A 13321-nucleotide genomic window follows, 5' to 3' on the forward strand; every position below is an offset into this window, starting at 1 on the left:
GTTAGTGGGAGAGCCTTGTGGCCATCGAAATTCACTGGATATGTGACGACCAGAGCCTGGCTGAACACTGCCGCGACTGGCAGCAACTGCCGTTTGTCGCCGTCGATACCGAGTTCATGCGGGTCGATACCTTTTACCCGAAGGCCGGGCTGATCCAGATTGGCGACGGCCAACGGGCCTTTCTGATCGACCCGCTGCTGATCGGCAACTGGCAACCCCTGGCCGACCTGCTGGAAAACAGCGGTGTGGTCAAGGTGCTGCATGCCTGCAGCGAAGACCTCGAAGTGCTGTTGCGCCTGACCGGCAAGTTGCCACAACCGTTGTTCGACACCCAGCTGGCCGCCGGTTACCTGAACCTTGGCTTTTCCATGGGCTACTCGCGCCTGGTGCAGGAAGTGCTGGGCATCGACCTGCCCAAGGGCGAAACCCGCTCCGACTGGCTGCAGCGCCCATTGTCGGACACCCAGGTCAGCTACGCGGCCGAAGATGCCGTGCACCTGGCCGAGCTGTTCAATGTGCTGCGCCCGCGCCTGAGCGACGACAAGTATGCCTGGGTGCTGGAGGATGGCGCCGAGCTGGTCGCCGCCTTGCGTCGCGAAGTCGAGCCAGCCACCTTGTACCGTGACGTCAAGCTGGCCTGGAAGCTGGCGCCCCAGCAGTTGGCCGTGCTGCGTGAGCTGTGCGCCTGGCGCGAGCGTACTGCCCGCAGCCGCGATGTGCCCCGCAACCGCGTGCTCAAGGAGCACTCGCTGTGGCCCATTGCCAAGAACCAGCCGAGCAACCTGTCGGCACTGGCCAAGGTTGAAGAGATGCACCCGCGCACCATTCGTCAGGACGGTGAGTTTCTCATCCAACTGATCAAGCGCGCCGCCAGCCTGCCTGCCGAGCAGTGGCCAGCGCCCTTGCCCGAGCCGCTGCCGATCGAAGCCAGCGGCATCCTCAAGCAGCTGCGCGCCATCGGCCAGGCCGAAGGCGAGCGCCTGGGCATTGCCCCTGAGCTGATGCTGCGTAAAAAAGCCCTGGAGGCACTGCTCAAGAGCGGTTACCCCAATGGCCCTTATCAATTGCCCGATTCGCTGCGCGGCTGGCGCCGTGAGCGCATGGGCCAGGCCCTGCTGGACAGCCTTGCAGGCGTCGGAGAGACCCGATGAAACGCATTTGCTCCATCTACAAGAGCCCCCGCAAGAACGAAATGTACCTGTACGTGCTCAAGGCTGACGGCCTTGAGCGCGTGCCAGAAGGCCTGCTGCCGTTCTTCGGCACCCCCGTGCATGCCTTCGACCTGGTGCTCAGCCCGGAACGCAAGCTGGCCCGCGAAGACATCACCAAGGTCTTGGAGAACCTCGACAACCAAGGCTACCACCTGCAGATGCCACCGCCGGATGACGAGTACATCGAGCACCTGCCCGAAGAGCTGCTGCGCCGCAACGACCCGGCCTGAACATGCGCGTACTGATTGCCGAGCATGACCATGCCCGCTACGCCGCGCTTTTGCGCGCAGCCGCGTCTGAAGTGGAAATCCTGACCAGTGGCGACTCGGCCGAACTGGCCCGCCAGGCACCGCGTTGCCCGGTGTGGCTGGGCCAGCCCGACCTGCTGGCGAGCTTGCTGCGCCAGGGCCACCAACCGCGCTGGCTGCAGTCGACCTGGGCCGGCATCACACCGTTGCTGGCCGACGGCTTGCCGCGTGACTATCGCCTGACCCGAGCGGTGGGCATTTTCGGCCAGGTAATGGCCGAGTACATGCTCACCTACATGCTTGGCCATGAGCGCGAGGTGCTGTCGCGCCTGGTCAGCCAGGTCGAGCGGCGCTGGGACGACCGCCCGGGGCGCACGCTGGAAGGGCGCAGGGTGCTGATCGTGGGCACCGGCGACATCGGCCAGCGCGTGGCCGAGTTCCTGCAGCCGTTTGGCGTGGTGCTGTACGGCGTTGCCAGCAGCGCCCGCGAGCAGGCACCGTTCGTCGAAGTGGCGGCGCTGGCCGACCTGCCGCGCATGGTTGGCCAGGTCGACTACGTGCTCAACCTGCTGCCGGATACCCCGGCTACCCACGACTTGTACAACGCTGCACTGTTCAAGTGCTTCCAGCCCACGGCGCTGTTCATCAATGCCGGGCGGGGTGCAGCGGTGGTCGATGCCGACCTGGTAGCGGCGTTGAAAGAGGGGCATCTGGCCGGGGCGGTGATCGATGTGTGCCGCCAGGAGCCGTTGCCCAGGCAGCACCCGTTCTGGACGGCCTGGGGCTTGTTGTTGACCGGGCACAGCTCGGCGCCCACCTCGCCGGCGGCGATGGTGCGGTTGTTTGTCGAGAATATGCGGGCGTATGAAGCCGGGCAGGGGTTGCGCGGTGAAGTGGACTTCGCCAGGGGCTACTGACTGCTTTGGCCTGTGCCGGCCTGTTCGCGGGTGAACCCGCTCCTACAACGGGTGGCGTAGGAGCGGGTTTACCCGCGAATGGGCCAGTACTGCCAACCCAAAACTTACAGGCTGAAATCCCCCTCAGCCGCCAGCTCGCTCAGCGGCTTGCGCGGGCTAGGCATTTCACGCGCCTGCAGCGCTTCGTCCAGGCTGGCCTTGTCGCCGAGCTTGCCGATCGCCACCATGGCATGCAGCTCGTAGCCTTCAGGGATCTTCAGCTCCTGACGCGCCAGGGCCTGGTCGAAACCGGCCATGCCGTGGGTATGCCAACCACTGATGCTGGCCTGCAGGGCCAGGTGGCCCCAGGCGGAGCCGGTGTCGAAGGTATGCCACAGCGCCGGTTTTTCTTCGGTGGCACCCGGGGCGGCGAAAGTGGTTTTGGACATCACCAGCACCAGCGCCGACGCCTGTTGCGCCCAGCTACGGTTGAACGGTACCAGCAGGCTCAGGTAGCGCTCCCAGTTCGGGGTGTCACGGCGGGCATACAGGAAGCGCCAAGGCTGCGAGTTGTACGCCGACGGTGCCCAGCGGGCAGCTTCGAGGAAGCTCAGCAGGGTTTCTTCGCTGATCGGTTCGGCGGTGAAGGCGCGGGGCGACCAGCGGTTGATGAACTGCTCGTTGATGGCGTAATCGGCAACGCGGGGGGTGGCGCTCATGGCGGCTCCTGCAAACGGACGGAAAACGCGCACGCTACTGCTTCGCGTTGCGACTGACAAGCGGCCTGGCTTTGCTCAAGGCCAGGCTCTAGACTGGCGCCGCTGCGCGCCGCGACCACAAGATGAATGCAGGTAACCGTGTAATGATCGCTGACAACGCGCCGTTCTGGCGGCGCAAGACCCTCGAACAACTCAATGCCCAGGAGTGGGAGTCGCTGTGCGACGGGTGCGGCCTGTGCTGCCTGCAAAAGCTCGAGGACGAGGACGACAACAGCGTCTATTACACGCGTATCGCGTGCAAGCTGTTGGACCTGCAAACCTGCCAGTGCAGCGACTACCCCAACCGCTTCGCCCAGGTGCCGGATTGCATCCAGCTCACCCCGGGCAAGGCCGACCAGTTCACCTGGCTGCCCAGTACCTGTGGTTACCGCCTGGTCAGCGAGGGCAAGGACTTGCCCGCTTGGCACCACCTGGTCTGTGGCGACCGCCAACAGGTCCATGAACAGCGCATTTCCCAGGCGGGGCGTATGCTCAGGGAACAGGATGTGCACGAAGACGACTGGGAAGACCACCTGATTTTCCGCGCCAGCTGAGCAGCGCGGCCCGCTGCCACGGGGAACAAGGAGTTTCTGTATGCGTTGCCAGCTGTTGTTGCTGTTGGGCCTGATGGCCAGTGCGCCCGCCTGGGCGAAAAAGGTCAATCTCGATTACGAAGTGCGCCTGTTGCCCGCCAGCGGCCAGGCAGAAGTTCGCCTGACCCTGGCGGACGGCAGCGCGGTGCGCAGCCTTGACTTCGACCTGGGCAAGGCCGGTGCCTACAGCGGCTTCCAGGCCGATGGCCAATGGCAACTGAACGGGCAGCGGGGGGTATGGCAGCCTGCGGCCGGCAAGACCAGCCTCAGCTACCGCGTGCTGCTGGACCAGAAGCTTGCCAGCGGCGCGTTTTCGTCACGTATAACCCCGCACTGGGCGCTGTTCCTGGGCGACCAGTTGGTGCCGCCTGCGCGCCTCGACCAGCAGGATGGGACCGAGCTGGTGGCGCGCCTGGCCTTCGACCTGCCAGCGGGCTGGAAGAGCATCGAAACGCCCTGGCCGCGCGTCGGCCAGGACAAGTTCCGCATCGACAATGTATCGCGCCTGTTCGACCGCCCTACTGGCTGGATGCTCGCCGGTGACCTGGGCAGCCGCCGTGCCCGTCTAGGTGATACCGACGTGACCGTGGCCGCGCCGGTGGGGCAGGGCATGCGGCGGATGGACAGCCTGACCTTGCTCACCTTCGTCTGGCCGCAACTGCAGGCAGTGTTCCCGCGTAACCCGCCGAAGCTGCTGCTGGTGGGCGCGCGCGACGGTATGTGGCGTGGGGCGCTGGCGGCGCAGGGGTCGGTGTACCTGCACAGTGGCAGGCCGATGGTCAGCGAGAACGGCAGCAGCCCGTTGCTGCGTGAAGTGGTGCAGTTGTTTGCGCAGATCCGTGGGCGTGACGGCAATGACTGGCTGGTCGAAAGCTTGACCGATTACTACGCCAGCGAGTTGCTGCGCCGCTCTGGCGGGGTGAGCGACGACCGCTACCAGGCCTGGCAGGCGCGCCTGAGCAAGCAGGGCGCGAAGGTGACCCGGCTGCGTGGCGAACAGGCCACCCCGGCGCAGGTCGCCCGTGGTGTGATGCTGCTGCAGGCGCTGGACAAGGAAATCCGCATCCATACCCAGGCCAAGCGTTCGCTGGATGATGTGGTGCGCGGGTTGATGCGCTTGCCGAGCGTAAGTACCGAAGAGTTCGTGCAGATCAGCGAGAATGTGCTGGGGCGGCGGTCTGAGGTGTTGCAGAGCAAGGCGTTGCGCTAGATATTCTTATTGCCTGTGCCGGCTTCTTCGCGGGCTCGCCCGCTCCCACAAGGACAGCACTGCTCTCCAGGCATGCGCAACACCTGTGGGAGCGGGCAAGCCCGCGAAGAGGCCGGCACAGGCAATGCAGGAATCAACCGCCAGCCAACGGATCTTTCCCGGTCACCGTCACTCCGCGCGTCGCCGCCTCGGCGCTGGCTTTCAACGCCTCCAGGTCCGCCGCGCTACGCTCGATATCCGACCGCAAGCGCTGATACTCCTGCCGGTGCCGCTGCCACCAGGCTTTGGTGGCGCAGTGCCCGCTGACCCCACGCGCCACGGCCAGGCCACCCACCGCCATCTGCAGCAAGCCAACCAGGCCGCCACGGCGCAGCCCTTTGCTGAACATCAGCGCCCCACCGGCCAGTGAGCTGGCACGTTCCAGGCCATGAACATTGTGCTGCGACGGCGCAGCGGAATGGCTATCGAGCATGGCAAACCCTCCTTGTGGAATGTAAGCAGCTGACCTGCACGGCAACGCCTGCGTTCAGTTGCATCGCTCGGCGGCGAGCCCTGGGTGGGGTTGAAACGGTGAAAAGCAGCGGGCTGTGTCGTATATGGCGAATACCCTGTCCGGTTTGGCAATGCAGCTTCAAGGGTGTTTAATCACCGCTGTCGAAACCGCTGGAAGCCTTGAAAACAAAGGCTCAGACAGATTCAGCCGTTTATCTGAAATGCTGTAGACACATTGTCTAACAGTGCCCTATAGTCGTTATACAAATAGTAGACACAGCGCGATGACCACAAAAAAGGCCGCCATGAAAGCCACCGTTCAACCCCTCGAAGCGCAAGTGCCACCGGACCGCAAGGCCGTATTGGCCGAGGCGCTGCGCCGCCGGATCCTGAGCATGGAACTGGCCCCGGGGGCGGTAGTGGACGAATTGGCCCTGTGCGACGAATTCGGCCTGTCGCGCCCACCCGTGCGTGAACTGCTGCGCCAGATCGCCGCCGAGGGCTACATCGAACTGGAAGCCAACCGCGCACCGCGGGTGGCGGCCATGAACCACGAGTCGCTGCACAGTTTTTTCGTTGCCGCGCCACTGATCTACATCGCCACCACGCAGCTGGCCGCCACCTATGCCAGTTCCGATGAAATCGACGCGCTCAAGGCCATCCAGGCCCAGTTCCGCCAGGCGATCGAAGACCGTGATGTGGAAAACCGCGTGCTCTACAACGACGCCTTCCACCTGGAAATCGGCAAGATGGCGCACAACGACTACCTGCTGCCGAGCCTGCGTCGCTTGCTGATCGACCACACCCGGCTGGGCAAGATCTTCTATCGCCACCCAACCACCGATGACATGCAACGTGACCTGGAAACCGCTTGCGCGCAGCACGACCAGATGATCGATGCGATCGAGCGCCGTGACCCGCAAATGGCTGGGCAACTGGTGCGTGAGCACTTCGAGCTGTCGCGCCGGCGCATGGCCGAATACGCCGCACCACAAGGGCTGGATGTACCGTTACAGATATGAATGACCCGGTCAGGCCGGCGCTGGCTGACCGCTCGACGACGACAAGCACCAGGTTAGTCCAATGACAAGAATAAGTTCGTTACCTGCCGATGATGCCACCTGTGGCTGGTATCACCTGAGCAAGCCCCGCACGCCAAGGCCGGCCCACAGCGGCAACACCCAGGCCCGCTGGGTGATCGTCGGCGCCGGTTTCACCGGCCTGGCTGCTGCGCGCCAACTGGCAACGAACTTTCCGCATGACGAAGTGGTGTTGGTCGAAGCCCAGGAGGTCGGCTTTGGCACCTCCGGGCGTAACGCCGGTTTTGCCATCGACCTGCCGCACGACATCGGTGCCGAGGACTACATTGGCGACATCGATATCGCCAAAACCGTGCTCAAGCTCAACCTGGGCGGGCAGTCGTACCTCAAGGAGCTGATCGAGCGCTACGCCATCGAGTGCCAGTTCCGCCACTGCGGCAAGTACCAGGCGGCCGTCGAGGACCGCGGTATTGCCGTGCTGGACGCCTACCGCCGCGGCCTGGACAAGCTGGGCCAGCCTTATGAGGTGATCGAGGCCCGTGACTTGCCCGGGCACATTGGCACGCATTTCTACCGCAAAGGCCTGTTCACCCCGGGCACTGCCCTGCTGCAGCCCTCGGCCCTGGTCAAGGGCCTGGCCGACAGCTTGCCGAGCAATGTTTCGCTGTACGAGCACACGCCCATCACCGATGTGGAATATGGCGACAAGGTCGTGCTGCGCCACGCCAAGGGCTCGATCACAGCCGACAAGCTGGTGCTGACCACCAATGCCTTCGGCATGAGTTTCGGCTTCCTCAAGGGCCGCATGCTGCCGGTGTTCACCTACGGCAGCATCACCCGCCCACTGACCGCTGAAGAGCAGGCGCGGCTGGGCGGCAACCCGTACTGGGGCGTGATCCCTGCCGACCCGTTCGGCACCACCCTGCGCCGTACCGTCGACAACCGCCTGCTGATCCGCAACAGCTTCAGTTACAACCCCGACGGGCGCAGCAACCGCAAGTATCTGCAGCGCTTCGCCGAGCGCCACCGTGAATCGTTCGCCCGGCGCTTTCCAATGTTGCCCGGGGTGGACTTCGAGTACACCTGGGGCGGTGCCCTGGCGCTGTCGCGCAACCACATGGGGTTCTTCGGCAAGTTGGCGCCCAATGTGGTCGGCGCACTGTGCTGCAACGGCCTCGGTGTTACCCGTGGCACGGTCACCGGCAAGTTGCTGGCTGACTGGCTGGCGGGCGACAAGAACGAACTTATAGAGTTTTTGCTAAATGCCCCCGGGCCTTCCGCGAACCCGCCGCAACCCCTGGTTTCGCTGGGTTTGAACGCCAACTTGATGTGGGGGCAGTTCCGCGCTGGCAAAGAAAGCTGATCGCTGACAGGCATCAGGCATAGCACAGACAGGTCGGCACCCAGTTAGCCGGCACGGGCTCACTCGGCCCGAAATTGACCACCGGTGGTTATTACCGGGTCCCCGGGGCTGAACAGTCTTTTCAGTTTCGCGGGCGCGTTCGCCTTGAAAACACGTAGTAAGCAGAAATGGTAGGAACAATAATGACAAGTCCGAATGTTTCGATTGAAGAAGTACCGATCAACAACTTTCACCAGTTGCTGACTTTGCGTTCCGGCGGCGGCTCGTTCGTTGACGGCTATGTACTAAGCATCATTGGCGTGGCCATGGTGCAGATGTCCGCAGGCTTGAGCCTGAGCAGCTTCTGGCAAGGCATGATTGCCGCATCGGCGCTGATCGGCATTTTCTTCGGTGGCTTCTTCGGCGGCTGGCTCACCGACCGCTTTGGCCGCAAAAGGGTGTTCTTCGTCGGCCCGACCTTGTTCATCCTGGCCTCGCTGGCGCAGTTCTGGGTGGAGTCGGCCCTGGCGTTGTTCCTGCTGCGGTTTGCCATCGGCATTGCCGTAGGCATTGAATACCCGGTGGCCACCTCGTTGCTGGTGGAGTTCCTGCCGAAGAAAAACCGCGGGCCGCGCCTGGCCACCCTGACCGTGCTGTGGTTCGCCGGTGCGGCCACCGCCTACATGGTCGGTGAGGCCATTCTGCGCCACGGCGGTGAAGACGCCTGGCGGCTGGTGCTGGCCAGTGCCGCGGTGATCGGTGCACTGCTGTTTGCCCTGCGCCTGGGTACCCCGGAATCGCCACGCTGGCTGATCAGCAAGGGCCGTTCGGCCGAAGCCGAGCAGGTGATCAAGCGTGTGTACGGCCCTGGCTTCTCGCTGAACAACCTGCCGGAAGAGCCCAAGACCCGCAAGCTGTCGTTCCTCAGCCTGCTGCACTCCGGTTACGGCAAGCGCATGTTGTTCGTCAGCCTGTTCTGGACGTGCTCGGTGATCCCGGTGTTCGCCGTGTATGCCTTCGCGCCCAAGGTGCTGGGCGCACTGAACCTGAAAGGGGACTGGGCTGCCATTGGTTCGGTGGCGATCACCTGCCTGTTCGTGGTGGGCTGCATTATCGGTACCCGCCTGCTGAATACCATTGGCCGGCGCACCACGCTGCTGCACAGCTTCTTCTGGTCGGGGCTGGCGCTGCTGGGCCTCGGTGCCTTCAGCAACGCCAGCGAGATGCTCATCCTGGCGCTGTTCGGTGCCTACGCGCTGTTCATCGGCGGCGCCCAGGTGCTGCAACTGGTCTACCCCAACGAACTGTTCCCCACCGAGATCCGCGCAGGCGCGGTGGGCGTGGGCACCTCGCTGTCGCGCGTTGGCGCCGCGATAGGCACTTGGCTGGTGCCCATCGCCCTGGACAGCTATGGCATCGGCGCAACCATGTACGCCGCTGCAGCGGTGACGTTCATTGGCCTGGCGATTTCCGTCGCGCTGGCCCCGGAAACCCGCTCGCTGAACCTGCAACAAGCGGCTTCGCTGAGCTGAATGCGCATGACCCGCCGCAGCCACCTGTGCTGCGGCCTTCAAAACACTGAGCAACGCACTGGAGAATCTACCGTGAAATTCGAAGGCATCTACACCCCGGCAATCACCCCGCTGGCTGCGGACGGCTCGATCGACAAGGCGGCGTTCGCCGAGGTCCTCGAATACCTGGTCGAAGCGAAGATCCACGGCGTCATCATTGGTGGCTCCACCGGTGAGTACTACGCCCACACCGCCCAGGAGCGTGTCGAGTTGGCCGCCCAGGCCAAGGACGTGCTCAACGGCCGCCTGCCGCTGATCGTTGGCACCGGTGGCATCCGCACCGAAGACGCCGTGGCCTTCGCCCAGCATGCCAAGGAAATCAAGGCCGATGCGCTGCTGGTCGGTACCCCGCCGTACGCGCTGCCGACCCAGCAGGAAATCGCCCTGCACGTCAAAGCCGTGGACGCTGCCGCCGGCCTGCCGATCATGCTCTACAACTACCCAGGCCGCATGAGCGTGAGCATGGGCGAGGCGTTTTTCGACGCCGTGGCCGACGTGCAGAACATCGTCGCCATCAAGGAAAGCTCCGGCGATATGGGCCAACTGCACCGCCTGGCCATCCAGCGGCCGAACATCCAGCTGTCCTGCGGCTGGGACGACCAGGCCCTGGAATTCTTTGCCTGGGGCGCCCAGAGCTGGGTCTGTGCCGGCTCCAACTTCATCCCGCGCGAGCACGTGGCCCTGTACGAGGCCTGCGTGATCGAGAAGAACTTCGACAAAGGCCGCAAGATCATGGCCGCCATGATGCCGCTGATGGACTTCCTCGAAGGTGGCAAGTTCGTTCAGGCGATCAAGCACGGCGTTGCCCTCAACGGCCTGAAGACCGGTGGTGTGCGCAAGCCGCTGTATGACCTGGATGACGCCGAGAAGCAAGAACTCAAGCGCGTGGTCACCGAGCTGAAGGCCACCATCGCCCAGATCAAATAAGGAGGCCGGAAAAATGGCTGAATTGCTAAGCAAGGAACAATACGCGGCCATCGCCGCCGACCTGCAATTGCGCACCCAGGCGTTCATCGACGGTGAGTTCCGCGATGCAATCTCTGGCCGCACCTTCGTCACCACCAACCCGGCCACCGGCAAGCAGCTGGCCGAAGTCGCCGCCTGCGACGTCAACGACGTGAACGTCGCCGTGGCGGCGGCCAAGCGGGTGTTCGAGGCAGGCACCTGGTCGAAGATGCAGCCGAACGACCGCAAGCACGTGCTGCAGAAATTCGCCCAGTTGCTGGAAGACAACGCCCACGAACTGGCAGTGCTGGAAGCGCTGGACAGCGGCAAGCCGGTCAGTGAATGCCAGACCGTCGACGTGCCGGAGACCATCCACACTATCCGCTGGCACGCCGAGCTGATCGACAAGATCTACGACGCCACCGCCCCGACCGGCAACGCTGCCGTGACCATGGTGGTGCGTGAAGCCATTGGCGTGGTCGGCCTGGTGCTGCCGTGGAACTTCCCGCTGCTGATGCTGGCCTGGAAGATCGCCCCGTCGCTGGCCGCCGGTTGCTCGATCGTGGTCAAGCCGGCCAAGGAAACCACCCTCAGCGCCCTGCGTGTGGCCGAGCTGGCCCATGAAGCCGGTATCCCGGCCGGTGTGTTCAACCTGGTGCCCGGTGGTGGCCGTGAAGTGGGCGAGGCCATTGGCCGCCACATGGACATCCCGATGGTCAGCTTCACCGGCTCCACCGACACCGGCCGCCTGTTCCTGAAATATGCTGCCGAGTCCAACCTCAAGCGCATCGTTCTGGAGCTGGGCGGCAAGAACCCGGCCGTGGTCATGAACGACTGCGAAGACCTCGACGAAGTGGCGCAGTTCGTCACCGCCGGTGCGTTCTGGAACATGGGTGAGAACTGCTCGGCCTCCTCGCGCCTGATCGTGCACAAGGACGTGAAAGACGAACTGCTGGGCCTGATCGCCAAGCACTTGAAGGACTGGAAGCTGGGCGACCCGCTGGACCCGGACAACCGCCTGGGCGCGATGGTCAGCAAGTCGCATTTCGAGAAGGTCAAGTCGTACCTGGAATACGCTGCCGGGCAAAAACTCAGCATCGTTCAGGGCGGCGAAACCGAGAACGGCGTGTATGTGCAGCCGACCATTGTTGACAACGTTGGCCGTGACAGCAAGCTGTTCGTCGAGGAAGTCTTTGGCCCGGTGCTGAGCGTGACCAGCTTCGAAACGATTGATGAAGCCATCGAGCTGGCCAACGACACCGTCTACGGCCTGGCCGCCTCGGCCTACACCGGCAGCTTGCGCAATGCGCTGCGCCTGTCGCGTGAAATCCGCGCCGGAGTGGTCACGGTCAACTGCTTCGGTGAAGGTGACGTGACCACGCCGTTCGGTGGCTACAAGGAGTCTGGCTTTGGTGGGCGCGACAAGTCCATCTGGGCCCATGACCAATACACGGAGCTGAAGACCATCTGGATCAACGCTTCGTGAGCTGAGCAAGACCGGTGCTGTTCTGACGGAGTTCGGCACCTGGCCGCTTTTGTGGTGCCTGTACCGGCGATGAGCCGGTACAGGCACTGCAAGGGCGGCTTTTTACTTGAATTTGGGCCCCGACCGGGTATTCAGCCCCTTGGCCATACGGTCGTACAGCACCACATTCACCGTCGCCGCCAGGTTCATGCAGCCCTCGGTCGGGATGTAGATGGTCTCTTCACACCAACCGCGCACTTCTTCGCTCAGCGACCCGTCCTCTGGGCCGAAGATGTAGATGGCGCGGTCCGGGTGGGTGTATTCCGGCAGGGGCCGGGCGCCGTCCACCAGCTCTACCGCCACCGGGGTGCAGCCCAGCGGAATGATGCGTTGCAGGTCATCGATGCCGATCAGCGGGATGTCGTAGTGCACGCGCTTGGTGTCGGTGACGAAGTCACGGGCGCGCTCATACCGTTTGCCGGTGTAGAACACCGAGTTGACGCCGTAGCAGCCCGCGGCGCGCATCACCGAGCCGACGTTTTCCGGCGACTTGGGGTTGAACAGGCCGATGCAGCTGTATCGTTTGTTTGCCACGTACCGGGGCCCTTCGCGAAAAAAAGCGCGATTATACGGGCTGCCCGGTAGCAGCGGGGGGCGAATCGATGGTCAGTCTTTCTTCAGCAAGCCAGCCAGGCCGGCAAACGGGTTGTGCGTGGCCTTGGCGATGCTCGGGGTGCTGGTGGAGCCTTCGCTGAAGTACTGCTGGTCGGTGTAGCGCGAATGCTCGTTGTCGTGGCAGTACAGGCACAGCAGCTCCCAGTTCGAGCCGTCCTGGGGGTTGTTGTCGTGGTTGTGGTCGCGGTGGTGCACGGTCAGCTCGCTCAGGCGCTTGCCGGCGAACTCGCGGGCGCAGCGGCCGCACACGTGCGGGTACATTCTCAGGGCCTTGTCGCGGTAGCCCATTTCCTTGTCACGCTTGGCGTCGGCGAGAATGCGGTCCAGGCGCGCGGTGGCGGCAGCGGAAGAGGAGGCGCTCATGGTGTTTCCTTTGTTCTGATCAGGCAGGTGACGGTTATGCCATTGAGTCTAGCGCGCTTGCAGGGCGGGCGGACAGGCGAAAGCGTTGATTTAGGCGTAGCCTGTAGGAAGGTTCCCGACAGGAGGTTACTGATGTTGCGCGCGATCCTAGCCGTGCTGTGGCTGGCGGGCCTGCCCATGGCCGATGCCGCCAGTACGCCGCCCCGGCTGGCGACCCCGGTGCCCGGTGCGCCGGGTACGCCCACGCCCACGCCTTACCCGCAGATCACCCCGAGCACGCCGCCCAAGGCTTACGACAGCCAGCCGGGTGCGCCTTTGCTGCCACCGATGCCGGTGCCCGGGCCGCCGAAGGATGAGCCCTTGCCGGGGTTGCGGCCGGAGCCGGCGAAGCCGGCGCAAGATGATGATTGACTGCGGCGGTGCGTTGGCGGTGGGATTTTAGGGGGGCAGTGCCCTGTGGGAGATAACACAGCCCTACGGGCTGCGCTGTCGCGCAGAGAATCAATTCGTAA

General features: G+C 63.9%; 15 protein-coding genes. 11 read left to right on the top strand and 4 right to left on the bottom strand.

Features of this window, described 5'->3' with window-relative positions:
- Positions 1-17: 17 nt before the first annotated feature.
- Genes rnd through ACF8SD_RS11575 form a run of 3 tightly spaced genes read left to right on the top strand, consistent with a single transcriptional unit; the run spans position 18 to position 2376 of the window.
- Positions 18-1151 carry a ribonuclease D gene (gene rnd, locus ACF8SD_RS11565; protein WP_392484391.1) on the top strand — a complete coding sequence of 378 codons (1134 nt, stop codon included), beginning with the start codon at positions 18-20 and terminating at the stop codon, positions 1149-1151.
- Positions 1148-1441, top strand: coding sequence for a YcgL domain-containing protein (locus ACF8SD_RS11570; RefSeq protein WP_009686808.1), 294 nt, complete (start codon positions 1148-1150; stop codon positions 1439-1441). Before rnd ends, ACF8SD_RS11570 begins: the two co-directional genes overlap by 4 nt.
- Before the next feature lie 2 nt (positions 1442-1443).
- Positions 1444-2376, top strand: coding sequence for a D-2-hydroxyacid dehydrogenase (locus tag ACF8SD_RS11575; protein ID WP_173887942.1), 933 nt, complete (start codon positions 1444-1446; stop codon positions 2374-2376).
- A gap of 104 nt (positions 2377-2480) precedes the next feature.
- Here the strand turns inward: ACF8SD_RS11575 and ACF8SD_RS11580 are convergent, their stop codons facing one another.
- Positions 2481-3074 carry a nitroreductase family protein gene (locus tag ACF8SD_RS11580; protein ID WP_392484392.1) on the bottom strand — a complete coding sequence of 198 codons (594 nt, stop codon included), beginning with the start codon at positions 3072-3074 and terminating at the stop codon, positions 2481-2483.
- A gap of 143 nt (positions 3075-3217) precedes the next feature.
- Between ACF8SD_RS11580 and ACF8SD_RS11585 the strand changes: the two genes are divergently transcribed.
- Together ACF8SD_RS11585 and ACF8SD_RS11590 are read left to right on the top strand one after the other, a co-directional pair.
- On the top strand, positions 3218-3667 hold the full coding sequence (locus ACF8SD_RS11585) for a YcgN family cysteine cluster protein (protein WP_009686804.1): 450 nt from the start codon (positions 3218-3220) through the stop codon (positions 3665-3667).
- Positions 3668-3707: 40 nt separating this feature from the next.
- On the top strand, positions 3708-4916 hold the full coding sequence (locus ACF8SD_RS11590; RefSeq protein ID WP_392484393.1) for a hypothetical protein: 1209 nt from the start codon (positions 3708-3710) through the stop codon (positions 4914-4916).
- 133 nt (positions 4917-5049) lie between these two features.
- Here the strand turns inward: ACF8SD_RS11590 and ACF8SD_RS11595 are convergent, their stop codons facing one another.
- Positions 5050-5388, bottom strand: coding sequence for a DUF2892 domain-containing protein (locus tag ACF8SD_RS11595; RefSeq protein ID WP_392484394.1), 339 nt, complete (start codon positions 5386-5388; stop codon positions 5050-5052).
- A gap of 325 nt (positions 5389-5713) precedes the next feature.
- On the opposite strand from ACF8SD_RS11595, the gene ACF8SD_RS11600 reads away from it, so the two are divergent.
- The 5 genes from ACF8SD_RS11600 to ACF8SD_RS11620 all read left to right on the top strand — a co-directional run bounded on the left by ACF8SD_RS11600 (position 5714) and on the right by ACF8SD_RS11620 (position 11792).
- Positions 5714-6430, top strand: coding sequence for a GntR family transcriptional regulator (locus ACF8SD_RS11600; RefSeq protein WP_392484395.1), 717 nt, complete (start codon positions 5714-5716; stop codon positions 6428-6430).
- Positions 6431-6491: 61 nt separating this feature from the next.
- Positions 6492-7811 (top strand): FAD-binding oxidoreductase, encoded by a 1320-nt coding sequence (locus tag ACF8SD_RS11605; protein WP_173887947.1) that lies wholly within the window; start codon positions 6492-6494, stop codon positions 7809-7811.
- Positions 7812-7993: 182 nt separating this feature from the next.
- A complete protein-coding gene (locus ACF8SD_RS11610; RefSeq protein ID WP_173887948.1) occupies positions 7994-9322 on the top strand; it encodes an MFS transporter in 1329 nt (442 codons plus the stop codon).
- 72 nt (positions 9323-9394) lie between these two features.
- Positions 9395-10288 carry a dihydrodipicolinate synthase family protein gene (locus ACF8SD_RS11615; protein WP_392484396.1) on the top strand — a complete coding sequence of 298 codons (894 nt, stop codon included), beginning with the start codon at positions 9395-9397 and terminating at the stop codon, positions 10286-10288.
- Between the two features lie 13 nt (positions 10289-10301).
- Positions 10302-11792: an aldehyde dehydrogenase gene (locus ACF8SD_RS11620; RefSeq protein ID WP_392484397.1), complete on the top strand. Its 1491-nt coding sequence runs from the start codon at positions 10302-10304 to the stop codon at positions 11790-11792.
- 102 nt (positions 11793-11894) lie between these two features.
- On the opposite strand, the gene ACF8SD_RS11625 is transcribed toward ACF8SD_RS11620, so the two are convergent.
- Positions 11895-12365, bottom strand: coding sequence for an RNA methyltransferase (locus ACF8SD_RS11625; RefSeq protein ID WP_009686799.1), 471 nt, complete (start codon positions 12363-12365; stop codon positions 11895-11897).
- A 72-nt stretch (positions 12366-12437) separates the two neighbouring features.
- Positions 12438-12809: a YajD family HNH nuclease gene (locus ACF8SD_RS11630; protein ID WP_009686798.1), complete on the bottom strand. Its 372-nt coding sequence runs from the start codon at positions 12807-12809 to the stop codon at positions 12438-12440.
- A gap of 132 nt (positions 12810-12941) precedes the next feature.
- Here ACF8SD_RS11630 and ACF8SD_RS11635 point away from each other — a divergent pair, with 132 nt between their 5' ends.
- Positions 12942-13220, top strand: a complete 279-nt coding sequence (locus ACF8SD_RS11635; RefSeq protein WP_274411822.1) for a hypothetical protein — start codon at positions 12942-12944, stop codon at positions 13218-13220.
- The last annotated feature ends 101 nt before the right edge of the window (positions 13221-13321 follow it).

Origin of the sequence: Pseudomonas sp. CJQ_9 (genome assembly GCF_043106615.1) — a bacterium.
Classification (GTDB): Bacteria; Pseudomonadota; Gammaproteobacteria; order Pseudomonadales; family Pseudomonadaceae; genus Aquipseudomonas; species Aquipseudomonas juntendi.